The organism is Streptomyces sp. NPDC056161 (assembly GCF_042268025.1).
Taxonomy (GTDB): domain Bacteria; phylum Actinomycetota; class Actinomycetes; order Streptomycetales; family Streptomycetaceae; genus Streptomyces.
Map to the genome: position 1 here is coordinate 45,283 of NZ_JBHJUV010000034.1, position 23,751 is coordinate 69,033.

The window sequence follows — 23,751 nt, forward strand, 5'->3', positions numbered from 1 at the left end:
AACCAGCGGTCGCGAACCAGCGGTCGGGAACGGCGCGGTCGGCCACCGGTCCGCGCTACAGCGCGATCGACTTGTGCTCGACGTACTGCGTCAGGCCCACGCTGCCGAATTCGCGGCCGATGCCGCTGGACTTGTAGCCGCCGAAGGGGGCGTCGAAGCCGTTCGGGGCGCCGTTGACCAGGAACGTTCCGGTACGGATACGGCGGGCGACGGCGAGGCCGCGCTCGATGTCGGTGGTCCAGACGCCGCCGCTGAGCCCGTAGGCGGAGTCGTTGGCGATCCGGACGGCGTCGTCCTCGTCCTCGAACGGGATGATCACGAGGACCGGGCCGAAGATCTCCTCCTGGGCGATGCGCATGGAGTTGTCGACGTCGGCGAAGACGGTGGGCCGGACGTAGTTGCCCTGCTCCAGGCCGTCCGGGGTGTCCGGGCCGCCGACGACCAGCCGGGCGCCGTCGTCCAGGCCGGACCGGATGTACGACAGCACCCGCTCCTTCTGGACGGCCGTGACCAGCGGGCCGACGAAGTTCGCAGGGTCGGCGGGGTCCCCGACGGTGGTCTTCGCGGCCACCGCCGCGACCGCGGAGACGAATTCCTCGTAGCGGCTGCGCGGCACCAGCAGCCGGGTGTGGGCCACGCAGGACTCCCCGTTGTTGGCGAACGCCAGCTGCGGGGCGGCCTGGGCCACGGCGTCGAGGTCGGCGTCCTCCAGGACGATCGAGGCGGACTTGCCGCCCAGTTCGAGGCTGACCCGCTTGAGCTGTTCACCGGCGAGCGAGGCGATGCGGCGCCCGGCCCGGGTGGAACCGGTGAAGGCGACCTTGTCGACGTCGGGGTGGGCGACCAGGTACTCACTGGTCTCCCGGCCGGCGGGCAGGATGCTGACGACCCCGTCGGGGAAGCCGGCCTCGGTGAACAGCTCGCCCAGCAGGAGCGCGTTCAGCGGCGTTTCGGGCGCTGCCTTCAACACCACCGTGCACCCGGCCAGCAGCGCGGGGATCAACTTGACCAGCGCCGACTGGTGCGGTGCGTTCCACGGGATCACGGCGGCGACCACGCCGACCGGCTCGCGCCGCAGCAGCGCCCTGGCCCCGGACGGGCTGCTGATCTCCTCCTCCCACCCGAAGCTGTCGGCGGCGCGCAGGTAGGCCGCGGTCTGCTCGGCGAGCGCGGGTTGCAGGCTCTGGGTGAACCAGGCCGGGGAGCCGTTCTCCGCGGTGATCAGGGTGGCGATCTCGGCGGCCCGGGAGGCGTGCAGTTCGTTGAAGCGGGCCACCAGCGCGCGGCGCCGCTCGGGCGGCAGGTTCGGCCAGGTGCCTTCGTCGAAGGCATGGCGGGCGGCCGCGACCGCGGCGTCGACGTCGGCGGGGGCCGCCTGCGCGGCGCGGCCGACCAGCGAGTGGTCGTGCGGCGAGCGGACCTCGATCCGCTCGTCGAGGGTGGGGGCGACCCAGTGGCCGCCGATGTACAGGTTCGCGTAATCGATCATGGTGTCCACCCATCGGAAGAATGTAAGTGATTACCTACATGGGACGGTAGACCCGTCGGGGCGGCTTTGCAAGTGGGTTCCTACTTACTTAAAGTGGGGGTATGGCACGCAACGCGGACGAGACCCGGCGCAAGATCCTGGAAGCCGCCACCGAGGAGTTCGCCGAGTACGGCATCGCCGGCGCCCGGGTCGACCGCATCACCAAGAACGCGGGCGTCAACAACGCCCTGCTCTACCGGTACTTCGGCAGCAAGGTCGACCTGTTCGACATCGTGTACAGCCGTCTGGTCACCGAGATCGTCGACGCCGTGCCGATCGACGCGGCCGACCTGCCCGGCTACGTCGGACGCCTGTACGACTACTACGAGGCGCGCCCCCAAGTGGTCCGCCTCTCCGCCTGGCGGCAACTGGAGCGCCCCGAGCACGCGCTCCCCCAGGTCGTGCACGAAGCGCAGAAGGACAAGGTCGAGCAGGTGGCCAAGGCGCAGCGGGACGGCACCGTCTCCGCCGCGCTGCCCGCCCAGGAGCTGTGCGACCTGATGATCCTGCTCTCGCTGAGCAACACCCCGCTCATCCCGGTGGTGGGCTCCGACATCGACCGCGAACGCCGCCGCGCCACCGTCGTCGCCACCGCCGAGGCCGTCCTGGGCACCTGACCGGGGGCGCCGAGCGCTCTGCTCGTGTTCGTGCTTGCGTCTGCCCTCGTGTCCGCCTTGGTGTGCGTCTTCGTGCCCGTCTTCGTGTGCGTCTTCGTGTGCGTCCTCGTGTCCGTCGAACCCCGGCCGCCCGTCCGCTGCGCGACGCTGTCGCCAGACGCTCGTCCCGGCCGCCGTCGTGGTCATCGGGGCGGCCGCGGGCGCCGCCGTGCTGCGCGTCGGCCTCCCGCACCACATGGTGGTGGTGCGGCATGGTGGTGGTGCGGGACGTCGTGCCGGTACGACCGACCGCCCCGCCGGCGGTCCCCGTCCGGCCGACCGGCCGGGCCGCCGCGGCACCCCGCCGTCCGGGCGCCGCAGTGCCGCCCAAGCACCTGACAAGGAGTCGACATGACCACACCGCGGGACCTCTTGATCGTCGCCCTGGACACCCCTGCCGACCGCTCCGTCGGGCAGGGCGACCTCTCGCTGGCCCTCGCGGGAGCCGAACTGATCGACCTCCTGCGGGCCGAGGCCGTCGCCCTGGACGGCGACCGGATCGTGCCGGGACCACCGCTGGGCATGGGCGACCGGCTGCTGGACGAGTCCGTGGCGGCACTCGTCCGCGAGCGGCCGTACGAGTCCGCGGAGGACTGGCTGTGGCGCCGGGGCCGTGCCCTGGCCGCCGCCTACGTGGACGTGCTGGAGACGACGGGCGACGACGGCCGCCGACGCGGGCGCCGGATCGGCCTGCGCACCGACCGGACCCGGCTCGGCGACCCGGCGGAACGCGGTCGCGCGGCCGAGCGCTGGACCTCCGGCGAGCCGGTCCTGGCCGAGCTGGGGGCCGCCCTGGGACTGCGGGACGAACCGGCCGGGGGCACCGCGGGACTCCCCGAGGCGGTCGTCACCGTCCTGGCCGCCGTGAACGGCGCGGTGATGGAACTGGAAGCGGTCCGGCAGCGGCGCAGCATCGAGGACGCCGCCTTCGACAACATCTGGCGTGCGCCCTGACCGGTGCCGGGGACGGCGCGCGCAGGGACGGCCCCGGCGGGCGGCGGACGCCGTAGGAGCCACCCGAGGTGACCCGAGGTGACCCGAGGTGATGCGAAGTGACCCGAAGCGATGCGAAGTGACCCGAAGCGATGCGAAGTGGTCCGGGTGATCCGGCGCGGACCTGGACAGGGCACGTCGATGTCGCATTCTCGCCAGCTCCGGCCCGGCCGTTGGCCGATGCTGGAGGCATGCAGAAAGGCATGCACTTCGACCGGGAGCGCTGCGTACGGGCCGTGCGGTCCAAGGACGCGCGGTTCGACGGCTGGTTCTTCACGGCCGTTCTGACCACCCGCATCTACTGCCGGCCCAGCTGTCCGGTCGTACCGCCCAAGGCCGAGAACATGACGTTCTACCCCAGCGCCGCCGCCTGCCAGCAGGCCGGTTTCCGGGCCTGCAAACGCTGCCGGCCCGACACCAGCCCCGGCTCCCCGGAGTGGAACCAGCGCGCCGACCTGGTGGCCCGCGCCATGCGGCTGATCGCCGACGGCGTGGTGGACCGCGACGGCGTGCCCGGACTCGCCGCCCGCCTCGGCTACAGCACCCGGCAGGTCGAACGCCAGCTCCTCACCGAACTGGGCGCGGGCCCCCTCGCGCTCGCCCGCGCGCAGCGCGCCCAGACCGCCCGGCTCCTCGTCGAGACGACCGGGCTGCCCATGGCGGAGATCGCCTTCGCGGCCGGGTTCTCCTCCATCCGCACCTTCAACGACACCGTCCGCGAGGTGTTCGCGCTCGCCCCGAGCGAGCTGCGCGCCCGCACCCCGCGCGGCCGGACCGCGAGCACCCCGGGAGCACTGTCCCTGCGCCTGCCGTTCCGCGCCCCGCTCAACCCCGACAACCTCTTCGGCCACCTCGCGGCGACCGCCGTACCGGGCGTGGAGGAGTGGCGGGACGGCGCCTACCGACGCACGCTGCGGCTGCCGTACGGGCACGGCATCGTGGCGCTCACCCCGAAACCCGACCACATCGGCTGCCGCCTCGTCCTCAGCGACCTGCGGGACCTGACCGTCGCCATCAGCCGCTGCCGCCGGCTGCTCGACCTGGACGCCGACCCGGTCGCGGTCGACGACCAGCTGCGCACCGACCCGCTCCTCGCGCCGCTGGTCGACAAGGCACCCGGCAGGCGCGTGCCGCGCACCGTCGACGAGGCCGAGTTCGCGATCCGCGCCGTCCTCGGCCAGCAGGTGTCCACGGCCGCCGCCCGCACCCACGCCGCCCGCCTGGTCACCGCGTACGGCGAGCCCGTCGACGACCCCGACGGCGGCCTCACCCATATCTTCCCCGCGCCCGAGGCGCTGGCCGAGGTCGACCCGGAGTCACTGGCGATGCCCCGTACCCGGCGGGCCACCTTCACCACGCTCGTCGGCCGGCTCACCGACGGCACACTCCACCTGGGTGTGGAGAGCGACTGGTCCGAGACCCGGGCACGGCTCCTCGCCCTGCCCGGCTTCGGACCCTGGACGGTCGACGTCATCGCCATGCGCGCCCTCGGCGACCCCGACGCCTTCCTCGCCACGGACCTCGGGATCCGGCGTGCCGCCCAGGAACTGGGCCTGCCCGCCACCCCGTCCGCGCTCACCGCGCGCGCCGCGGCCTGGCGGCCCTGGCGGGCGTACGCGGTCCAGTACCTGTGGGCGACCGACAGTCACCCGATCAACTTCCTGCCGGTGTAAGGATCTACCGTGAAACAGCACACCGTGATCGACAGCCCCTACGGCCCCCTCACCCTCGTCGCCGACGACGGCGTCCTGTGCGGGCTCTACATGGCCGGACAGCGCCACCGCCCCCTTGAGGAGACCTTCGGGGACCGCGACGACACGCTCCTCGGCGCGACCAAGGAACAGCTCGCGGCCTATTTCGCGGGCGAGTTGAAGGAATTCACCCTGGAACTCCGGCTGCACGGCACCCCGTTCCAGCGCAGCGTCTGGGAACAGCTCCGGGCGATCCCGTACGGGGAGACCCGCAGCTACGGCGACCTCGCGGACGCCCTGGGCAACCCCCTTGCCTCTCGCGCGGTCGGCCTCGCCAACGGCCGCAATCCCGTGTCCATCGTCGTCCCCTGCCACCGCGTCGTCGGCTCCGACGGCAGCCTCACCGGATACGGCGGCGGCCTGGAGCGCAAGCAGCGCCTGCTGGACTTCGAGCGGGGCGCGGCGCTGTTCTGAGCCGGTCCGGCCGCGGCCGACGGCCCGACCGGCGTGCTGCTCCACGGATTCCGGCAGCAACTGCACGCACCGGACGCGGTGGCGCGGCGGAACACGTCGTCAGAACGCCGAGTCCGCGAGCCGGGACAGCAGCGCGGGCAGCGAGGTGCCGATCGGCTCGCGGACCACCTCGTGCGCCCGGTCGTCGTAGGGAGTCGGCTCCGCGTTGACGACGATCAGGCGGGCGCCGTGGTCGGCGGCGACCCCGGCCAGGCCCGCCGCCGGCTGGACTTGCAGGCTGCTGCCGACCGCGACGAACACCGTGCACGCCTTGGTGATCGCCAGGGCCTCGCCGAGGACCACCGGATCGAGCCGCTCCCCGAACATCACGGTCGCCGACTTCAGGATCCCGCCGCACTCCAGACACGGCGGATCCGGCTCACCCGCCTCGACCCGGGCGAGCGCGTCCTCCATCGGCCCGCGCGCGGCGCACTTCGTACAGACGACACTGCGTGCCGTGCCGTGCAGTTCGAGCACCTTGCGGGCCGGCAGTCCGGCGAGCTGGTGCAGGCCGTCCACGTTCTGCGTGATCACCCGTACCGGCGTCCCGGAGCGCTCCAGATCCACCACGGCGCGGTGCGCGGCATTGGGCCGCGCGCGCAGCGTGCGGTTCTCGCGGCGCTGCTGCCAGGACCGCCGCCGGATCTCCGGGTCGTGCATGTAGTGGTCGTACGTGACGAGCTTCTCGGCCTCCGGATCCCGCCGCCACAGGCCGTTCGGCCCACGGTAGTCGGGGATCCCGGAATCCGTGGAGATGCCCGCGCCACTGAGGACGGCCACGAGAGGCTTGTTCATGGGCCGAGGGTAGGGCGGGTGTTCCCGGTGGGGCGAACGGATATCCGGGCCGTCGGGGCCCGCGGTCCCGTGCGGGGCGCGCCCGCGTGATCGACCCCCGGCGCACAACGCGCGCATGGCTCCCACGAGGGCTAGAAAGGAATGAGGAGCCGGCGTGCCGGAGGGAGTGACCAGCGATGCAGATCGTGGTGGACCTCACCCGTTGCCAGGGCTACGCACAGTGCGCGTTCCTCGCCCCGGAGATGTTCGAACTGCACGGCGAGGAAGCGTTGCTGTACCACCCGGCTGTGCCCGAAGGACAACGCGAACGCGTCCGGCAGGCCGCGGCGGCCTGTCCCGTCCAGGCCATCCTGCTGGGCGAGGAGGTGAGCCCCGGTGCCCGGTGACCTCCGGGAGGGCCGGATCGTCATCGTCGGCGCGTCCCTGGCCGGCCTGCGGGCCGCCGAGACACTGCGCGACGAGGGCTTCACCGGCTCCCTGACCATCGTCGGGGACGAGCCCCATCCGCCCTACGACCGTCCCCCGCTCTCCAAACAGGTGCTGTTCGGCAAGGTACCGGCGTACTCCACCGGGCTGCCGATGCGCCGTGATCCGCAGGCGGAGTGGCGGCTCGGCGTGCGTGCCACCGGACTCGACATGATCCGCAAACGGATCCTGCTGGCCGACGGGGAGGAGCTGCCCTACGACCGGGTGCTGATCGCCACCGGCACGCGGGCCCGGCCGTGGCCGAACCCCCGGGAGGCGGCCCTGGACGGTGTGCTCACCCTGCGCACCAGCGACGACGCGGAACTCCTCGCCGAGCGGCTTGAGGCCGGACCACGCCGGGTACTGGTGATCGGCGGCGGCTTCACCGGCTCGGAGCTCGCCTCGGCCTGCCGGGAGCGGCACCTGGCGGTCACGCTCGCCGAACGGGGCCCCGCTCCGCTGGTCGGCGCGCTCGGCGGGACACTGGCGAAACTCGCCGCCGCCATGCAGCGCAACCACGGCGTGGACCTGCGCTGCCGCGTCACCGTGAACGCGCTGACCAGCGACGGCGACGGCCACTTCACCGGCGCCGAACTCTCCGACGGCAGCCGCGTCGACGCGGACGTGTGCGTCGTCGCCATGGGGGCGGTCCGCAACGTCGAGTGGCTGGCGGACTCCGGGCTGGCCGCCGGGACGCGCGGGATCGCCTGCGACGCCGGATGCCGCGCCTTCAACATGTACGGGATCGTCACCGACGACGTCTTCGTGGCAGGCGACGTCTCCCGCTTCCCGCACCCGCTGTTCGACTACCAGTTGCTGTCCCTGGAACACTGGCGCAACGCGGTCGAGCAGGCCGAGGTCGCGGCCCACAACATGGTCAGTCCGGAACCCCTGCGCCGCCCGCACCTCGCGGTCCCGGTGTTCTGGTCCAGCCAGTTCGGGCTCAACATCAAATCGGTGGGCGTGCCCACCTACTCCGACCAAGTGGTCATCGCCCAGGGGTCGTTGGAGGCACGCCGGCTGGCGATGGTCTACGGCTTCCGGGGGCGGGTGACCGCGGCGGTCACCGTCGACATGGCCAAGTCGCTGGAGTTCTACCAGAACCTGATCGAGACCGCCGCGCCCTTCCCGCCCGCGCCCGGCGCGTCGGACCGGCCGCCGGCGGCCGAGGTCCCCGTGCCCTCCGACGTGCCGGACCCCGGCACCCTCTACCACGGCCCCACCGTCGCGCTCACCGGTCATCTGCCGGACCGCCGACTGGTCAGGATGCCGCCCGCGCGGTGACCCACCGCCCGCCCGTCCACGAGGAGTCCGTCATGACCGCCGACACCCTGCTGGAGCGGATCACCGACTACGCCAACCGCCCCGACCCCTGGCCGCTGTACGCGGAGCTGCGGGAGGCAGGCCCCGTGGTGCGGCAGACGGACGGCAGTTATCTGATCGGCACCTACCACGAGATCGTCGCCCTGCTCCACGACCCGCGGATCAGCGCGGATCCCCGCAACCGCATCATCCCGTCCACCGAACAGCCCGCGGGCGAGCTGCCGAAGCGGCCCTTCCTGCGGCTCGACGACCCCGAGCACCACAGGCTGCGCACGCTCACCATGCGGCCGTTCGGCCCGCCGCACACTCCCGACCGGATCGACTCCATGCGCGGTGAGATCAGCCGGATCGCCGGCGACCTGCTCGCGCCGCTCCGGGGCCGGGAGCAGGTCGACGTCGTCGACGACTTCGCCTATCCGCTGCCCGTCACGGTCATCTGCCGGCTGCTCGGCGTCCCGCGGGAGGACGAGCCGATGTTCCGTGAGTGGACCGACGTGATCGTCGCGGCCGCCGACATCGGCTCCCAGGAGGCGGACACCGCCGAGCGGGACAAGGCGGGCGTACTGGCCCGCCAGGAGATGGGCCAGTACCTGCTGAACCTCGCCGACCGGCGCAGGGACCGCCCGACCGACGACATGCTGTCCGCCTTTGTCAACGAACCGGACGCGGCGCTGCGGCTGACCCCCGACGAACTGGCCACGAACGCCGTCCTGCTGCTGATCGCCGGGCACGAGACCACCGTCAACCTGATCACCAACGGCGTGCTCACGCTGCTGCGCCAGCCCGCCCAGCTGAACCTGCTGCGCCGCGAACCCGGCCTGCTGCCGCGCGCGGTGGAGGAACTCCTGCGCTACGAGCCCCCGGTGCACATGCGCGAGCGATTCCCCCTCGCCGACGTGGACATAGCGGGCACCACCCTCCCCAAGGGGTCCCGGGTGGTGCTCGCGATGGCATCCGGCAACCACGACCCCGCGCGCTTCACCGACCCCGACCGGTTCGACCCGACCCGCCCGGACAACGAGCACATCGGCTTCGGCAGCGGAGTCCACGTCTGCTTCGGCGCGCCGCTCGCCCGCGTCGAGGCCCAGACCGCGCTCGGCCTGCTCGTCCCGGGTCTCGGCGCCGCGTCCCTGGTGCAGGACCCGCCCCCGTACCGGACCAACGCCATGCTCCGCGGCCCCCGGCACCTCCCGGTGCGCTTCGGGCCGGGCTGATCCGGTCGGGGCCCGTCCGGTCGCCGCCGCGGTACGCGCGTACCGGGTCAGGCCACCCGGTGGCCGTTCTCCAACTCGGCCGTGCCCGCGCCGTCGGCCAGCACGTCCAGCGCGGCCAGGACACGGTGGCCGAGGGCGCCGGGCAGGTGCGCGGTGAGGTCCTCGCGGGGGACCAGCCGCCAGGACAGCAGTTCCTCCTCCTGGAGCCGGATCGAGCCGAGGTCGTCCGCGGACAGGACGCCGCCGTCGTAGAGGTAGGCCACCAGCGGCGGCCGTCCCTCGCCGTGCACCCAGTCCACGGCCAGCAGCCGGCCCGGCTCGACGTCGAGGCCGATCTCCTCGGCCGTCTCCCGGCGGGCGCCCTGGCGGGGCGTCTCACCGTCGTCGGACTCGATGGTGCCGCCCGGAAGCGCCCAGCCCGGACGGTAGTTGGGTTCGACGAGCAGCACGCGGCCCTCGGCGTCCCGGAACAGGGCGGCGGCCCCGGCGAGGACCCGGGGGAGGCTCGCGATGTACGTGGCGAAGTCTTGTGTGGTGGCCATCTCCGAAGCGTAACCACCCCATCTACCGCGCCGGACCGGCCAGCCGGAGCGTGCGGGCCGCCAGGTCGCTGATGCGCGCCCCGTCGAAGCCGAACACCGCGCTGCGCACCGTGTCCGCCAGCGGGTCCGTCCACTGCGCCGGGACGGCCGCCGCGCCGGTCAGCACACCGGCCACCGAACCGGCCGTCGCGCCGTTGGAGTCGGTGTCCAGGCCGCCCCGGACGGTGAGCGCGATGGTGCGGGTGAAGTCCCCGTCGCCGTACAGGAGCCCCGCGGTGAGCACGGCCACGTTCGGGACGGTGTGGATCCAGCCGAGCCCCGCGGTCTCCTGCGCCACCGTGGCCACGGTGTCCTCCCAGGTCATCCGGGTCGCGTGCAGGGACAGGACCCGGCGCACGGTACGCGCGAGCCGGCTGCTCGCCGGGACCACGGTCAGAGCGGTGACGATCGCGTCCCGCACCCCGGGCGCGGTGAAGGCCGCCGAGACCAGCGCCGCCGCCCACATCGCGCCGTACACCCCGTTCCCGGTGTGCGACAGCACGGCGTCCCGGCGGGCCAGCGCGGCGGCCCGGTGCGGGGCGTACGGCTGGGTCCAGCCGTAGATGTCGGCGCGGATGAGCGCGCCGATCCACTCCTGGTACGGGTTGTCGCAGGTCGCCGTCAGCGGCGGTTTCAGACCGCTCGCGAGATTGCGGTACGCCGCCCGCTCCGCGGTGAACGTCTGTAGGTACGGCAGCCTGAGCAGCCACTCCTCGCCGACCTGCTCGGTGCTGAAGTCGAAGCCGTGCCTCTCCAGCAGGAGCAGCCCGAGGAGCGTGTAGTCGACGTCGTCGTCGCGGCAGCTGCCATGGACCCGGCCGCGTACGCACTGCCGCCACTCGGGGCGCAGGTCGGCGCGGTCGCGTTCGTCGGCGGGCTCGGGCAGGTAGTCCGTGAGCGGCAGGGCGGCCGAGCGCCGCAGATAGCCGTCGATGCGCTCGCGCGTCCACACGTCGCCCCGCTCGACCGGTTTGCCGAGCATGTTGCCGGCGATCCGGCCCAGCCAGCCGCCGAGGATGCGGTCCGCGAGATCCGGTGCGGTGCCCATGGGGGTCATGCCATCGGTCTACCCGGTTTCGGCCACGGCCGGTCGCGTGTCGCCGGGGCATGACGGCCGGACCGTCCTCCGGTTAAGGTCACAGCGGCGCGACTGGCCCGATGTGCGCGGGCCTGGGAAGCAAGGGGATGGCAAGTGTCGGAGGCTGTAGTGGGCGGGACCCGGCGGGTGCTGGTGGCCGCGGACAAGTTCAAGGGCTCGTTGACGGCCGTGGAGGTCGCCGAGCGGGTGACGGCGGGGCTGCGCCGGGTGGTGCCGGCGGTGGAGGTGGAGGCCCTGCCGGTGGCGGACGGCGGTGACGGGACGGTGGCCGCGGCGGTGGCGGCGGGGTTCGAGCGGCGCGAGGTGCGGGTGGCCGGCCCGCTGGGGCAGGAGGTGACGGCGGCGTTCGCGGTGCGTGGTGGCACGGCGGTGGTGGAGATGGCGGAGGCCAGTGGGCTGCAACGGTTGCCCGCGGGGGTCTTCGCGCCGCTGACGGCGTCGACGTACGGGTCGGGGGAGTTGCTCGCGGCGGCGTTGGACGCGGGGGCCCGCAGGATCGTGTTCGGAGTGGGCGGCAGTGCCACGACGGACGGCGGGGCGGGGATGCTGTCCGCGCTGGGCGCGCGGTTCCTGGACGCCGAGGGGGAGCCGGTGGCGCCGGGCGGTGAGGGACTGGCGGGGCTGGCGCGGACCGATCTGTCGGGCCTGGACGCGCGGCTGACCGGTGTCGAACTGGTGCTGGCGAGCGACGTGGACAATCCGCTGACCGGTCCGAAGGGCGCGGCGGCGGTGTACGGGCCGCAGAAGGGGGCGTCGCCGGACGACGTGGCGGTCCTGGATGCCGCGCTGGCGCGTTACGCGCAGGTGCTGGAGGCGGCGGTGGGTCCGCGCGCGGCCGGGCTCGCGGCCTCGGCGGGTGCGGGTGCCGCCGGGGGCATCGGGTTCGGGGCGTTGCTGCTGGGGGCGCGGTTCCGGCCCGGTATCGAGGTGATGCTGGACGTGCTGGGGTTCGCGCCGGCGGTGGAGCGGGCGGCGCTGGTGATCACGGGCGAGGGTTCGCTGGACGAGCAGACGCTGCACGGCAAGGCTCCGGCGGGGGTCGCCGCGGCGGCGCGTGCGGCGGGCCGGGAGGTGGTCGCCGTGTGCGGGCGGCTGGCGTTGTCGCCGAAGGCGCTGGGGGAGGCGGGGATCCGGCGGGCGTATCCGTTGACGGACGTCGAGCCGGACGTGGCGCGGTGCATCGCCGAGGCGGGTCCGATCCTGGAGCGGGTCGCCGCCCGGATCGCCCACGACTTCCTGACCTGACACCGCGGACCGCACCCCCAAGGGAGACGGTGAGGGCCCCGGAACGGGAGACGGTGAGGGCCCCGGACCGACTGGTCCGGGGCCCTCACCGTCGTACGGCCACCGGCTCCTACGGCAGCTGGGCCGCGCGCGCCTCGCGCCGGTTGTCGCGGAAGTTGTTCACCCGTCGGGCGGTGGCGAACAAGGGGATCACCGCGCCCATGACGAGCTGGAGCGCGCAGCCGGTCTGGAGCAGCAGTTGACCGCTCGGCGCGTCGAACGCCCAGGCGGCCAGGAGACCCATCGACAGCACGATCCAGGACAGCATCGCCCCGGCGAGCCGGCCCCGCGGCTTCGGGTACTCGACCCGGCTCACCATCAGCCAGGCCGTGCCCAGGATGGCGAGGAGCGTCGCCACGAAGGGCAGCTCCAGCAGGACGATGGAGACCACGGTCAGCGCGCCGAAGGGGCTCGGCATGCCCTGGAACATGCCGTTCGTCGGCGTCACGCAGGAGAAGCGGGCCAGCCGCAGCACCACGGCCAGCAGGACGACGATCGCGCCGAGCGCCGCCATCCGCTGGTGCGCGTCGTCCGCGACCATCCCGTACACCAGGACGAAGTACGCGGGTGCCAGGCCGAAGCTGATCAGGTCCGAGAGGTTGTCCAGTTCCGCGCCCATCGGGGAGGAGCGCAGCTTGCGTGCCACCAGGCCGTCGAACAGGTCGAAGACGGCGGCGCAGAGCATCAGGATGACCGCCGTGGCCGCGCTGTGGCGGGCCATGCCGTTCTCCTGGCTGCCGGTGAGGTGCGGGATCAGGATGCCGGTGGTGGTGAAGTACACCGCCATGAAGCCGCACGTCGCGTTGCCGAGGGTGAGGGTGTCCGCTATTGAGAGGCGGAGCGAGAGAGGCATCTCCTCCTCTTCGTCGGCCGCCTCGGCCTCGGGCACCCAGCCCGCCTGTGTCTCCGGATCAACCACGGTCAATGCGAGTCACCCCAGCCACGGTCTTCTGTCCGACCTCGACCGCGACCTCCATGCCCTCGGGCAGGTAGAGGTCGACACGCGAGCCGAAGCGAATCAGACCGATCCGGTCGCCCTGCTCGACCTTCGTGCCCTGCGGGACGTAGGGCACGATGCGACGGGCCACCGCGCCTGCGATCTGGATCATCTCGATGTCGCCGAGTTCGGTGTCGAAATGCCAGACTACGCGCTCGTTGTTCTCGCTTTCTTTGTTGAATGCGGGAACGAAGCCTCCGGGGATGTGTTCGACCGACGTGACGGTGCCGGAGAGCGGTGCACGGTTCACGTGGACGTTGAGCGGGCTCATGAAGATCGCGACGCGGGTGCGCCCGTCCTTCCACGGCATGATGCTCTGCACCACACCGTCTGCGGGGGAGATGACCCGGCCCGTGGCGATCTCGCGCTCGGGGTCGCGGAAGAACCACAGCATGCCCGCCGCGAGCGCGGTGGCGGGCACGGCGACGGCCTTGGCTGCGCCGGAGCGGCGGGCGCGGACCAGGCTGAGGGCTGCGGTGGCGACGGTCGGGAGGAGCCACGGCGATGCTCCGCGCGCGAGGCGTACGCCGACCAGGCTGTCGCGTGGTGCAGAGGTTTGGCTGTGGGGCATGGATGACCTTCGTAGCGAATGATGCCGCGCTTCGATCGGGGGACGGCGGCTTTCCCGGGATCGTACCGGTCGCGGGCCACAACTGGGCAAGCCAGGAAGCCGAGTCGGCGGCCGAAGACCGTTGACGGGGTGTGATCTTCTTCTCGAAGAAAACGCCCCGTACTCGGACAATCAGCCCTGGATTCGATACTCTTCGAGCAACCTCCGCCCGATGATCATTTTCTGGATTTCGGCGGTGCCCTCACCGATCAGCAACATGGGTGCCTCCCGGTAGAGCCGCTCGATCTCGTACTCCTTCGAGAAGCCGTAGCCGCCATGGATGCGGAAGGCGTCCTCCACGACCTCCTTGCAGTACTCGGAGGCAAGGTACTTCGCCATGCCCGCCTCCAGGTCGTTTCGTTCGCCCGAGTCCTTTTTACGGGCGGCGTTGACCATCATGGCGTGGGCCGCCTCGACCTTCGTGGCCATCTCCGCGAGCTTGAACTGGATGGCCTGGTGCTGGGCGATCGGCTTGCCGAAGGTGTGCCGCTGCTGGGCGTAGGCGACCCCGAGTTCGAAGGCGCGCTGGGCGACACCGCAGCCCCGCGCCGCCACGTTGACGCGGCCGACCTCCACTCCGTCCATCATTTGGTAAAAACCTCGGCCGGTGACACCGCCGAGCACCCGATCGGCCGGGATCCGCAGCCCGTCCATGATCAGCTCGGTGGTGTCGACGCCCTTGTAGCCCATCTTCTCGATCTTGCCGGGGATCGTCAGACCGGGCCGGACCTCGCCGAAGCCGGGCTCCTTCTCCACGAGGAAGGCCGTCATCGACTTGTGCGGTGCCGTGGCCGGCCCCGCGGACGCCTCCTCCTCCCCGGTGCGGACCAGGATCGCCACGAGCGACGACGTACCGCCGTTGGTCAGCCACATCTTCTGACCGGTCAGGACGTACTCCTCGCCGTCCCTGACCGCCTTCGAGGTGATCGCCGCGACGTCGGAGCCGAGACCCGGCTCCGACATGGAGAAGGCGCCGCGGACCTCGCCGGCCGCCATCCGCGGCAGGAAGTGCTCCCGCTGCTCCCGCGTGCCGTGCTGCTTGAGCAGGTACGCCACGATGAAGTGGGTGTTGATGATGCCGGACACCGACATCCAGCCCCGGGCGATCTCCTCGACGCACAGGGCATAGGTGAGCAGCGACTCGCCCAGGCCCCCGTACTCCTCGGGGATCATCAGCCCGAACAGCCCCAGCTCCCTCAGGCCGTCCACGATCTGCTGCGGGTACTCGTCGCGGTGCTCCAGCTCGGTCGCGACCGGGAGGATCTCCTTGTCCACGAAGTCGCGGACGGTGGACACGATCTCCTGCTGGACGTCGCTGAGACCGGCGGTCTGGGCGAGACGGGCCATCGCTACTTCTCCGTCTTCTGCGCGGGTGCGGTCGGCTCCGGGCGGCCGGGCTGCTCCCCGCCGCGCTCCTTGACGTACGCCTCGGTGGGCACCATCACCTTGCGGCGGAAGACGCACACCAGCGTGCCGTCCTGCTTGTGGCCCCTGGTCTCGACGTGCACGATGCCCCGGTCGTCCTTCGACTTGGACAGCCACTTGTCGAGCACGGTCGTCTCTCCGTAGACCGTGTCGCCGTGGAAGGTCGGCGCCACGTGCCGCAGCGACTCGATCTCCAGGTTGGCGATCGCCTTGCCGGACACGTCAGGCACCGACATGCCGAGAAGCAGCGAGTAGATGTAATTGCCCACGACCACGTTCCTGCCGAAGTCCGTCGCCGTCCCGGCGTAGTTGGCGTCCAGGTGCAGCGGGTGGTGGTTCATGGTGAGGAGGCAGAAGAGGTGATCGTCGTACTCGGTGACCGTCTTGCCCGGCCAGTGCTTGTACACCGCCCCGACCTCGAACTCCTCGTAGACGCGTCCGAACTGCATGGCCGTCAGACCTCCGGGATCTCGAAGGAACTGGTGCGCCGCAGGCCCGCCGCCCGGCCCTTGCCCGCGATGACCAGTGCCATCTTGCGGCTCGCCTCGTCGATCATCTCGTCGCCGAGCATCGCGGAACCCTTCTTTCCGCCCGCCTCGGACGTGTAGTGGTCGTAGGCGTCCAGGATCAGCTCGGCGTGGTCGTAGTCCTCCTGGGAGGGCGAGAAGACCTCGTTGGCGGCGTCGACCTGGCCGGGGTGCAGCACCCACTTGCCGTCGAAGCCGAGGGCGGCGGCGCGGCCGGCCACCTCGCGGAAGGCGTCCACGTCACGGATCTGAAGGTAGGGGCCGTCGATCGCCTGGACGTCGTGCGCCCTGGCCGCCATCAGGATCTTCATCAGGATGTAGTGGTAGGCGTCCGCCGGGTAGCCGGGCGGCTGCTCGCCCACGACCAGCGACTTCATGTTGATCGACGCCATGAAGTCGGCGGGGCCGAAGACGATCGTCTCGATGCGCCCACTGGCCGCGGCGATCTCGTTGACGTTGTTGAGGCCCTGTGCGTTCTCGATCTGCGCCTCGATGCCGATGCGGCCCACCTCGAAGCCCATCGTCTTCTCGATCTGGGTGAGCAGCAGGTCCAGCGCCACGATCTGCTCGGCGTTCTGGACCTTCGGCAGCATGACGCAGTCCAGGTTCGCCCCGGCGCCCTCGACGACCGTCACGACGTCCCGGTACGTCCACTCGGTCGTCCAGTCGTTGACCCGCACGACCCGTGTCTTGCCCGTCCAGTCGCCCTCGTTGAGGAACTTGACGATGGTGTGCCGCGCCTCGGGCTTGGCGAGCGGCGCGCACGCGTCCTCCAGGTCCAGGAACACCTGGTCGGCGGGGAGGCCCTGGGCCTTCTCCAGGAAACGGGGGTTGCTCCCGGGTACCGCGAGGCAGGAGCGCCGCGGGCGCAGCCGGCCGGGGAGGTGCGCGGCGGGGCCGTTCGTCGCGGGGGCGGAGGCCGGCGACGGGCGGGCGGGCGTGGTCATGCGGGGACCTCCAGGGGGTCGAGGTTGTTCGCTCTGCGGATCTCGTCGACGATACGGCCGATGATCCCGGTGATGTCGAAGTCCTTCGGGGTGAAGACCGCGGCCACTCCGGCGGCCCGCAGCCGCTCGGCGTCACCGCTCGGGATGATCCCGCCGGCGATCACCGGGATGTCGGCCGCGCCGGCCCGGCGCAGCCGCTCCAGTACGTCCGGCACCAGCCGGGTGTGCGAACCGGACAGGACGGACAGGCCGACCGCGTGCACGTCCTCGGCGAGGGCCGCGTCCACGATCTGCTCCGGGGTGAGCCGGATGCCCTGGTAGACCACTTCGAACCCGGCGTCCCTGGCCCGCACGGCGATCTGCTCGGCGCCGTTGGAGTGCCCGTCCAGGCCGGGCTTGCCGACGAGGAAGCGCAGCTTGCCGGTGCCCAGGTCGCGGGCGGTGGCCGCCACCTTGGCGCGGACGCCGGCCAGTGCGGAGCCCTCCTCGGCGGGCACGGCCACCGGTGCGGAGGAGACCCCGGTCGGAGCCCGGAACTCGCCGAACACCTCGCGCAGCGCTCCGGCCCACTCGCCGGTCGTGACCCCCGCGCGGGCGCACTCCAGGGTGGCCTCCATGAGGTTGTCGCCGCTCTTGGCCGCCTCCTTCAGCCACTCCAGCGCCTTGCACGGGCGCGGGTGGTGGAACGGCGGCTGGTTGCGCGTGTCGCGCCAGTGGCGCAGGCAGTCGACGACCCGGGCCTCGACCGCCGGGTCGATCGTCTGGACCGCGGTGTCCAGGTCGGCGGTGAGCGGACTCGGCTCGGTCGTCTCGAAGACGTTGACGCCGACGATCCGCTCCTCGCCCGACTCGATCCGGGCCCGGCGCTCGGCGTGGGACGCCACGAGCCGCGACTTCAGATAGCCCGACTCCACGGCCGCCAGCGCGCCGCCCATGTCCTGGATCCGCTCGATCTCCGCCGAGGACTCCTCGACGAGCTGGGCGACCTTCGCCTCGACGACGTGCGAGCCCTCGAAGAGGTCGTCGTACTCCAACAGGTCGCTCTCGTGCGCGAGGACCTGCTGGATGCGCAGCGACCACTGCTGGTCCCAGGGCCTGGGCAGGCCCAGCGCCTCGTTCCAGGCCGGGAGCTGCACGGCACGCGCGCGTGCGTCCTTGGACAGGGTCACCGCCAGCATCTCCAGCACGATCCGCTGCACGTTGTTCTCGGGCTGGGCCTCCGTCAGGCCCAGGGAGTTGACCTGGACGCCGTACCGGAAGCGCCGCTGTCCGGGGTCCTCGATGCCGTAGCGCTCCCGCGTGATGCGGTCCCAGATGCGGCCGAACGCCCGCATCTTGCACATCTCCTCGATGAAGCGGACGCCCGCGTTCACGAAGAAGGAGATGCGGGCCACCACCTCGCCCATGCGCTCGCGCGGCACCTGCCCCGAGTCGCGCACGGCGTCGAGGACGGCGATCGCGGTGGACATGGCGTAGGCGATCTCCTGCACCGGCGTGGCCCCGGCCTCCTGGAGGTGGTAGCTGCAGATGTTGATCGGGTTCCACTTGGGGATGCGGGAGACCGTGTACGCGATCATGTCGGTGGTCAGCCGCAGCGAGGGCCCCGGCGGGAAGACATGGGTCCCGCGGGACAGGTACTCCTTGACGATGTCGTTCTGGGTCGTGCCCTGGAGCTTGGTGATGTCCGCGCCCTGCTCCTCGGCGACGACCTGGTACAGCGCCAGCAGCCACATGGCCGTGGCGTTGATGGTCATCGAGGTGTTCATCCGCTCCAGCGGGATGTCCTGGAACAGGCGGCGCATGTCGCCCAGGTGCGCGACGGGCACGCCGACCCTGCCGACCTCGCCGGCGGCGAGGACGTGGTCGGGGTCGTAGCCGGTCTGGGTCGGCAGGTCGAACGCGACGGACAGACCGGTCTGGCCCTTGGCGAGGTTGCGCCGGTACAGCTCGTTGGACGCCTCGGCCGTGGAGTGGCCCGCGTAGGTCCGCATGAGCCACGGCCGGTCCTTCTGCCGCGGTTCCCGCGGCTGACGCTCGCTCATGTGCGCCTCTCAGAGGTTCCGGAAGCGGTTGATGGCGTCGAGGTGCCGGGCGCGCAGTTCCGCGTCGCGGACGCCCAGGCCCTCCTCGGGGGCCAGGCACAGCACGCCGACCTTGCCCTGGTGGGCGTTGCGGTGGACATCGTGGGCGGCCTGGCCGGTCTCCTCAAGGGGGTAGACCCGGGAGAGCGTCGGGTGGATCTTTCCCTTGGCGACGAGCCGGTTGGCCTCCCATGCCTCGCGGTAGTTGGCGAAGTGGGAGCCGATGATCCGTTTCAGTGACATCCACAGGTAGCGGTTGTCGTACTCGTGGGTGTAGCCCGAGGTGGAGGCGCAGGTGACGACCGTGCCGCCCTTGCGGGTGACGTAGACGGAGGCGCCGAAGGTCTCGCGTCCCGGGTGTTCGAAGACGATGTCGACGTCCTCGCCGCCGGTGAGTTCGCGGATGCGCTTGCCGAACCGCTTCCACTCCCGGGGGTCCTGGTGGTGCTCGTCCTTCCAGAAGCGGAAGTCCTCGGCGTTGCGGTCGATGATCGCCTCGGCGCCCATGGCCCGGCAGACCTCCGCCTTCCGCGGGGAGGAGACGACACAGACGGGGGTGGCGCCGCCGGCCAGTGCGAACTGGGTGGCGTACGAGCCGAGGCCGCCGCTGGCGCCCCAGATCAGGACGTTGTCGCCCTGCTTCATGGCGGCGCCGTTGCGGGACACCAACTGCCGGTAGGCGGTGGAGTTGACCAGGCCGGGGGCGGCGGCCTCCTCCCAGCTCAGGTGGCCCGGCTTGGGCATCAGCTGGTTGGACTTGACGAGGGCGATCTCGGCGAGGCCGCCGAAGTTGGTCTCGAAGCCCCAGATGCGCTGCTCGGGATCGAGCATCGTGTCGTTGTGGCCGTCGGAGGACTCCAGCTCGACGGAGAGGCAGTGGGCGACGACCTCGTCCCCGGGCTTCCAGGCGTTGACGCCGGGGCCGGTGCGCAGCACGACGCCCGCCAGGTCGGAGCCGATGACGTGGTACGGCAGGTCGTGCCGGGCGGCCAGCGAGGAGAGCTTGCCGTAGCGCTCCAGGAACCCGAAGGTCGGCAGTGGCTCGAAGATCGAGGTCCACACCGAGTTGTAGTTGACCGAGGAGGCCATGACGGCCACCAGGGCCTCGCCCGGTCCCAGCTCGGGCACCGGGACCTCGTCCAGGTGGAGGGACTTGCGCGGGTCCTTGTCGCGGGTGGCGAGCCCGGTGAACAGGTCCGTCTCGTCCTTGTGCACGGTGATCGCGCGGTACGACTCGGGGAGCGGCAGGGCGGCGAAGTCGGCGGGTGTGGCGTCCGGGGACTGTATCGCGGCCAGGATGTCCTTCACGGTCACGGTGTTGCCTCCTGCGGTGGGCGCCCTGAGGGGGGCGGGACGCTGAGGGGTGCGTCGGTGCTGCTGCGGATGGGGTGGAAAGGTGCCGTCGGTTCGGCGGGGGTGGTGCTTCGGCAGCGCTTGGTGGCGCGGGAGGTTGCCTGTGACGCAGGCGTCCGGGCGCGCGGGCCGTGGCCCGCGGGGACAGTCGGAGTGCCAACGGTCTGTGCACCCCGGCCGCCCGGACTCCTCCAACGTATGACACCGCGTGTCACATGACAAGGCACTGAGTGCCAGAAATTGCTCTCAGATGAATTCTTTACGTAACAGATGAGCGATGATCGATCGAATGCCGGGCGGCATGCCCCAGGAGGCGTGGAATCCGCGGGAGAAACCGCCCGGACATGGCGAGAACGGCCACCCGGTGGGGGTGGCCGTTCTCACGGGAGGAATCGCGGGCCGGTCCGGGCCCGTCCGCTCAGCGGTCCTTCAGGGCCTTCTCGATGGTCCGCATGACCTCGTCCAGCGGGGCGTCGGTGCGGGCGACCGTCACCAGCACCTCGCCCTGCGAGGAGACGGCCGCGGGCGCGTCGGCCGACGGGGGAACCGCCGTCCGGCCCGCGCCGATGCCCGAGGCGAAGGTCCTGCGGACGATCGCGAAGGCGTGGTCGAGCTGGGCCTCGACATCGCCCTGGCCGTCGGCCCGCAGCCAGCGCCTGAGCACGTGGTTGTGGGCGGTGACCACGGCGGACGCAGCGACCTCCGCCAGCAGCGGGTCGTCGTTGGCGTCGTCCTCGTGCGCGTGCTCGTCGAAGTGGCCGAGGAGGTAACGGGTGAACAGGCGCTCGTAGCGGGCCACCGTCGCGATCTCGGCCTCGCGCAGGGTGGGCACCTCGCGCGTGAGCTTGTAGCGGGCGACCGAGATCGCCGGCTGGGCCGCGTACATCCGCATGACCTCTTTGATGCCGCGGCACACGGTGTCGAGCGGGTGCTCGTGCGCGGGGGCCGCGTTGAGCACGGCCTCCGCCCGGATCAGCGTGTCGTCGTGGTCGGGGAAGATCGCCTCTTCCTTGGAACGGAAGTGCCGGAAGAAGGTGCGGCGGGCGACTCCGGCCGCGGCGGCGATCTCGTCGACGGTGGTCGCCTCGTAGCCCTTGGTCGCGAACAGTTCCATCGCCGCGGCCGCCAGTTCCCTGCGCATCTTGAGCCGCTGGGCGGCGGAACGGGAGCCGGTGGCACTCTCCGGCGCGTCGGTCGTAGCTGGTGTACGTGAGGACTTGGCGGGCTGGGACATGCCCCGAACGTACTGCATGTATGCAGCGTGGCGCGCATGACCGGGATTTCCCCCGCGCTTCGGGGGCGGGGGCGGCAGCGGGCGGAGCAGGCCGCACCAGGCGTCCGTCCCGGTCCGTGCGCGCCCGCTCTGCCGGTCGCCGGGACGCTCAGCGGCGGGCATACTCGCGAAAGCCGCGGCCGGTCTTGCGGCCGAGGCAGCCCGCCGCCACCAGGTGTTCGAGCAGCGGGGCCGGGGCCAGCCCCGGGTCGCGGAACTCGCGGTGCAGGACCTTCTCGATCGCCAGCGAGACGTCCAGGCCGACCACGTCCAGCAGTTCGAAGGGGCCCATCGGATAGCCGCCGCCGAGCCTCATCGCCGCGTCGATGTCGTCGAGGGAGGCGTAGTGCTCCTGCACCATCTTGATCGCGTTGTTGAGGTACGGGAACAGCAGCGCGTTCACGATGAAGCCGGCCCGGTCCCCGCAGTCCACCGGATGCTTCTTGACGGTGGCGCACACCTCCCGGACCGTGGCGTGGGCGTCGTCCGCCGTCAGCACGGTACGGACCACCTCGACCAGTTTCATGGCCGGCGCCGGGTTGAAGAAGTGCATGCCGATCACGTCCTGCGGGCGCGAGGTGGCGCGCGCGCAGGCGATGACGGGCAGTGACGACGTGGTGGTGGCCAGCACCACGCCCGGCCGGCAGACCTTGTCGAGCGTCGCGAACAACTGCCGCTTGACCTCCAGGTTCTCCGCGACTGCCTCCACGACCAGATCGACGTCGACGAAGGCGTCGCAGGACCCGGCCGGGATGATCCGGTCCAGGGTCCGGGCCGCCGCCTCGGCCGTCAGCCGTCCCCTGTCGACCGACCTGGACAGCGACTTCCCGACCCGGGCCCGTGCCGCCCGTGCCTTCTCCTCGCCGCGGCCGACGAGGACCACGTCGTACCCGGCCTTGGCGAACACCTCGGCGATGCCCGAGGCCATGGTGCCGGAACCGGCGACACCGATCGAGCCGACCGGGCGGCCCGGGGTGAGCAGGGCGCCCTCCAGCGGGGTCAGCGCGTCCCGCACCACCGAGGCGCTGCCCGGGGCCTCGTAGGTGTAGAAGCCGCGGCCCGACTTGCGGCCGGCCAGGCCCGCCTCGCTGAGCTGCCTGAGGATCGGCGCGGGGGCGTGCAGCCGGTCCCGGGAGGCGGCGTACATGGCCTCCAGGACGGTGCGCGCGGTGTCGACGCCGATGAGGTCGAGCAGAGCCAGCGGGCCCATCGGCAGCCCGCAGCCGAGCCGCATCGCGGCGTCGATGTCCTCGCGGGAGGCGTACTTCGACTCGTACATGGCGGCGGCCTGGTTGAGGTAGCCGAACAGCAGGCCGTCCGCGACGAAACCCGGGCGGTCGCCGACCGCCACCGGCTCCTTGCCCAGCTCGACCGCGAGGTCGGTGACCGCGGCGACGGCCTGCGGTGCCGTCAGCACCGACGAGACGACCTCGACCAGCCGCATCGCGGGCGCCGGATTGAAGAAGTGCAGGCCGAGCACGCGCTCCGGGCGGGCCGAGTCGGCGGCCAGCCGGGTCACCGACAGGGCGTTGGTGCCCGTCGCCAGGATCGCGTCGGGCCGCACGATGCCGTCGAGTTCGCGCAGGACCTGCTGCTTGATCTCGTACGACTCCGGGACCACCTCGATGACGAGGTCGGCGTCGGCCGCGGCCCGCAGGTCGGTGGTGGTGCGGACCCGGGCGAGGGCGGCCGCGCGCTCCGGCTCGGTCAGCCGGCCGCGCAGCACTGCCCGCGCGGTCGCGGACTCCAGGGCGGCCTGTGCGGTGGTGGCGGCGGCCTCGCTGACGTCGATGCCGACGACGTCGCGGCCGGCCTTCGCGAGCACCTCGGTGATGCCGGTGCCCATGGTGCCGAGGCCGATGACGGCGACGGTCTTGAGTGGGGACAGAGGGGCGTCGGGCGGGGGAGTGGCCATCGCGGGACTCCAGGGATGAATGAGGGTGACGACGGGGATCGCGCCCGGTGCGCCCGAGAGCGGACCGGGTACGGAAGGAAGTCGGGTGCTGTCGGAGTGCGGGCGCGCATCACGCCCGGTGCCGTCGCCGCGGGCGAAGACGCCCGGGGTGCGGCCGGACCGACCGGCTCTGTCCCGAAGCCGGGTCGTACTGCGGTACACGGGGTACCGGATCGACCTGCGCCCACGACGGCCGCGTCACCAGACCGTCGCGAGCGGAAGCGCGAGTGTCACTCGCTCGTCTGAGCTTAACCGGTGGGTAACGAGCGCGCTAGCCCCTTCGCTCCGCGGGGATGCGCGGTCCTTGTAGTTCCGCTGCGGGCGCCCGGTGGCCGGGCGCCCGCGGGGCTCAGCCGCGGACGCCACGCGCTCCGCGCCCCTGGGACGCGGCGGAGCCGTGGCCGGCGTCGGTCCGCACCCCCCTTCGGGACGGGCCGGCGCC

Annotated in this window: 21 protein-coding genes; 8 read left to right on the forward strand and 13 right to left on the reverse strand. The window is 71.9% G+C overall.

Annotation, left to right across the window (positions count from 1 at the left end; genetic code table 11):
• Positions 1–55: 55 nt before the first annotated feature.
• Positions 56–1,489 (reverse strand): aldehyde dehydrogenase, encoded by a 1,434-nt coding sequence (locus ACFC09_RS28305; protein ID WP_376533155.1) that lies wholly within the window; start codon positions 1,487–1,489, stop codon positions 56–58.
• 101 nt (positions 1,490–1,590) lie between these two features.
• Between ACFC09_RS28305 and ACFC09_RS28310 the strand changes: the two genes are divergently transcribed.
• The 4 genes from ACFC09_RS28310 (at position 1,591) to ACFC09_RS28325 (ending at position 5,342) form a co-directional block, all read left to right on the forward strand.
• On the forward strand, positions 1,591–2,145 hold the full coding sequence (locus ACFC09_RS28310) for a TetR family transcriptional regulator (RefSeq protein WP_376533156.1): 555 nt from the start codon (positions 1,591–1,593) through the stop codon (positions 2,143–2,145).
• 390 nt (positions 2,146–2,535) lie between these two features.
• Complete coding sequence (locus ACFC09_RS28315; protein WP_376533157.1) at positions 2,536–3,138, forward strand: GPP34 family phosphoprotein; 603 nt, start codon at positions 2,536–2,538, stop codon at positions 3,136–3,138.
• 242 nt (positions 3,139–3,380) lie between these two features.
• Entirely contained in the window at positions 3,381–4,850 is a 1,470-nt protein-coding gene (locus ACFC09_RS28320) for an AlkA N-terminal domain-containing protein (protein WP_376533206.1), read from the forward strand.
• Positions 4,851–4,859: 9 nt separating this feature from the next.
• Positions 4,860–5,342: a methylated-DNA--[protein]-cysteine S-methyltransferase gene (locus ACFC09_RS28325; protein WP_376533158.1), complete on the forward strand. Its 483-nt coding sequence runs from the start codon at positions 4,860–4,862 to the stop codon at positions 5,340–5,342.
• A gap of 99 nt (positions 5,343–5,441) precedes the next feature.
• Here ACFC09_RS28325 and ACFC09_RS28330 read toward each other — a convergent pair whose 3' ends face one another.
• A complete protein-coding gene (locus ACFC09_RS28330) occupies positions 5,442–6,176 on the reverse strand; it encodes an NAD-dependent deacetylase (protein WP_376533159.1) in 735 nt (244 codons plus the stop codon).
• A gap of 176 nt (positions 6,177–6,352) precedes the next feature.
• On the opposite strand from ACFC09_RS28330, the gene ACFC09_RS28335 reads away from it, so the two are divergent.
• Genes ACFC09_RS28335 through ACFC09_RS28345 form a run of 3 tightly spaced genes read left to right on the forward strand, consistent with a single transcriptional unit; the run spans position 6,353 to position 9,178 of the window.
• Positions 6,353–6,562 (forward strand): ferredoxin, encoded by a 210-nt coding sequence (locus ACFC09_RS28335; RefSeq protein ID WP_376533160.1) that lies wholly within the window; start codon positions 6,353–6,355, stop codon positions 6,560–6,562.
• The gene (locus ACFC09_RS28340) at positions 6,552–7,925 is read left to right on the forward strand and encodes an NAD(P)/FAD-dependent oxidoreductase (RefSeq protein WP_376533161.1); all 1,374 of its coding nucleotides are present in this window, start codon (positions 6,552–6,554) and stop codon (positions 7,923–7,925) included. The genes ACFC09_RS28335 and ACFC09_RS28340 overlap by 11 nt, the downstream gene beginning before the upstream one ends.
• A gap of 32 nt (positions 7,926–7,957) precedes the next feature.
• Positions 7,958–9,178: a cytochrome P450 gene (locus tag ACFC09_RS28345; protein WP_376533162.1), complete on the forward strand. Its 1,221-nt coding sequence runs from the start codon at positions 7,958–7,960 to the stop codon at positions 9,176–9,178.
• Positions 9,179–9,225: 47 nt separating this feature from the next.
• On the opposite strand, the gene ACFC09_RS28350 is transcribed toward ACFC09_RS28345, so the two are convergent.
• Complete coding sequence (locus tag ACFC09_RS28350) at positions 9,226–9,720, reverse strand: NUDIX domain-containing protein (RefSeq protein ID WP_376533163.1); 495 nt, start codon at positions 9,718–9,720, stop codon at positions 9,226–9,228.
• A 22-nt stretch (positions 9,721–9,742) separates the two neighbouring features.
• Complete coding sequence (locus tag ACFC09_RS28355; protein WP_376533164.1) at positions 9,743–10,816, reverse strand: ADP-ribosylglycohydrolase family protein; 1,074 nt, start codon at positions 10,814–10,816, stop codon at positions 9,743–9,745.
• Positions 10,817–10,966: 150 nt separating this feature from the next.
• On the opposite strand from ACFC09_RS28355, the gene ACFC09_RS28360 reads away from it, so the two are divergent.
• Positions 10,967–12,103: a glycerate kinase gene (locus ACFC09_RS28360; protein ID WP_376533207.1), complete on the forward strand. Its 1,137-nt coding sequence runs from the start codon at positions 10,967–10,969 to the stop codon at positions 12,101–12,103.
• 109 nt (positions 12,104–12,212) lie between these two features.
• Here the strand turns inward: ACFC09_RS28360 and pssA are convergent, their stop codons facing one another.
• From pssA to ACFC09_RS28405, 9 genes are all read right to left on the reverse strand, one after another.
• A complete protein-coding gene (gene pssA, locus ACFC09_RS28365; RefSeq protein WP_376533165.1) occupies positions 12,213–13,067 on the reverse strand; it encodes a CDP-diacylglycerol--serine O-phosphatidyltransferase in 855 nt (284 codons plus the stop codon).
• A complete protein-coding gene (locus ACFC09_RS28370; protein WP_376533166.1) occupies positions 13,054–13,710 on the reverse strand; it encodes a phosphatidylserine decarboxylase in 657 nt (218 codons plus the stop codon). Before ACFC09_RS28370 ends, pssA begins: the two co-directional genes overlap by 14 nt.
• A gap of 171 nt (positions 13,711–13,881) precedes the next feature.
• A complete protein-coding gene (locus ACFC09_RS28375) occupies positions 13,882–15,096 on the reverse strand; it encodes an acyl-CoA dehydrogenase family protein (protein WP_376533167.1) in 1,215 nt (404 codons plus the stop codon).
• 2 nt (positions 15,097–15,098) lie between these two features.
• A complete protein-coding gene (locus ACFC09_RS28380; RefSeq protein WP_376533168.1) occupies positions 15,099–15,623 on the reverse strand; it encodes a MaoC family dehydratase in 525 nt (174 codons plus the stop codon).
• A 5-nt stretch (positions 15,624–15,628) separates the two neighbouring features.
• Positions 15,629–16,648, reverse strand: a complete 1,020-nt coding sequence (locus tag ACFC09_RS28385; RefSeq protein WP_376533169.1) for an HpcH/HpaI aldolase/citrate lyase family protein — start codon at positions 16,646–16,648, stop codon at positions 15,629–15,631.
• A complete protein-coding gene (locus ACFC09_RS28390; RefSeq protein ID WP_376533170.1) occupies positions 16,645–18,690 on the reverse strand; it encodes a protein meaA in 2,046 nt (681 codons plus the stop codon). The genes ACFC09_RS28385 and ACFC09_RS28390 overlap by 4 nt, the downstream gene beginning before the upstream one ends.
• Before the next feature lie 9 nt (positions 18,691–18,699).
• Positions 18,700–20,037: a crotonyl-CoA carboxylase/reductase gene (gene ccrA, locus ACFC09_RS28395; RefSeq protein WP_376533208.1), complete on the reverse strand. Its 1,338-nt coding sequence runs from the start codon at positions 20,035–20,037 to the stop codon at positions 18,700–18,702.
• A 463-nt stretch (positions 20,038–20,500) separates the two neighbouring features.
• On the reverse strand, positions 20,501–21,334 hold the full coding sequence (locus ACFC09_RS28400) for a TetR family transcriptional regulator (RefSeq protein WP_376533171.1): 834 nt from the start codon (positions 21,332–21,334) through the stop codon (positions 20,501–20,503).
• 130 nt (positions 21,335–21,464) lie between these two features.
• Positions 21,465–23,270, reverse strand: coding sequence for a 3-hydroxyacyl-CoA dehydrogenase family protein (locus ACFC09_RS28405; RefSeq protein ID WP_376533172.1), 1,806 nt, complete (start codon positions 23,268–23,270; stop codon positions 21,465–21,467).
• Positions 23,271–23,751 lie beyond the last annotated feature (481 nt).

Bases quoted from the DNA above. Each gene is read 5' to 3' on its own strand.
- ACFC09_RS28305 (WP_376533155.1), bottom strand. From the start codon at position 1,489: ATGATCGATTACGCGAACCTGTACATCGGCGGCCACTGGGTCGCCCCC.
- ACFC09_RS28310 (WP_376533156.1), top strand. From the start codon at position 1,591: ATGGCACGCAACGCGGACGAGACCCGGCGCAAGATCCTGGAAGCCGCC.
- ACFC09_RS28315 (WP_376533157.1), top strand. From the start codon at position 2,536: ATGACCACACCGCGGGACCTCTTGATCGTCGCCCTGGACACCCCTGCC.
- ACFC09_RS28320 (WP_376533206.1), top strand. From the start codon at position 3,381: ATGCACTTCGACCGGGAGCGCTGCGTACGGGCCGTGCGGTCCAAGGAC.
- ACFC09_RS28330 (WP_376533159.1), bottom strand. From the start codon at position 6,176: ATGAACAAGCCTCTCGTGGCCGTCCTCAGTGGCGCGGGCATCTCCACG.
- ACFC09_RS28335 (WP_376533160.1), top strand. From the start codon at position 6,353: ATGCAGATCGTGGTGGACCTCACCCGTTGCCAGGGCTACGCACAGTGC.
- ACFC09_RS28345 (WP_376533162.1), top strand. From the start codon at position 7,958: ATGACCGCCGACACCCTGCTGGAGCGGATCACCGACTACGCCAACCGC.
- ACFC09_RS28350 (WP_376533163.1), bottom strand. From the start codon at position 9,720: ATGGCCACCACACAAGACTTCGCCACGTACATCGCGAGCCTCCCCCGG.
- ACFC09_RS28355 (WP_376533164.1), bottom strand. From the start codon at position 10,816: ATGACCCCCATGGGCACCGCACCGGATCTCGCGGACCGCATCCTCGGC.
- ACFC09_RS28370 (WP_376533166.1), bottom strand. From the start codon at position 13,710: ATGCCCCACAGCCAAACCTCTGCACCACGCGACAGCCTGGTCGGCGTA.
- ACFC09_RS28375 (WP_376533167.1), bottom strand. From the start codon at position 15,096: ATGGCCCGTCTCGCCCAGACCGCCGGTCTCAGCGACGTCCAGCAGGAG.
- ACFC09_RS28380 (WP_376533168.1), bottom strand. From the start codon at position 15,623: ATGCAGTTCGGACGCGTCTACGAGGAGTTCGAGGTCGGGGCGGTGTAC.
- ACFC09_RS28385 (WP_376533169.1), bottom strand. From the start codon at position 16,648: ATGACCACGCCCGCCCGCCCGTCGCCGGCCTCCGCCCCCGCGACGAAC.
- ACFC09_RS28390 (WP_376533170.1), bottom strand. From the start codon at position 18,690: ATGAGCGAGCGTCAGCCGCGGGAACCGCGGCAGAAGGACCGGCCGTGG.
- ACFC09_RS28400 (WP_376533171.1), bottom strand. From the start codon at position 21,334: ATGCAGTACGTTCGGGGCATGTCCCAGCCCGCCAAGTCCTCACGTACA.
- ACFC09_RS28405 (WP_376533172.1), bottom strand. From the start codon at position 23,270: ATGGCCACTCCCCCGCCCGACGCCCCTCTGTCCCCACTCAAGACCGTC.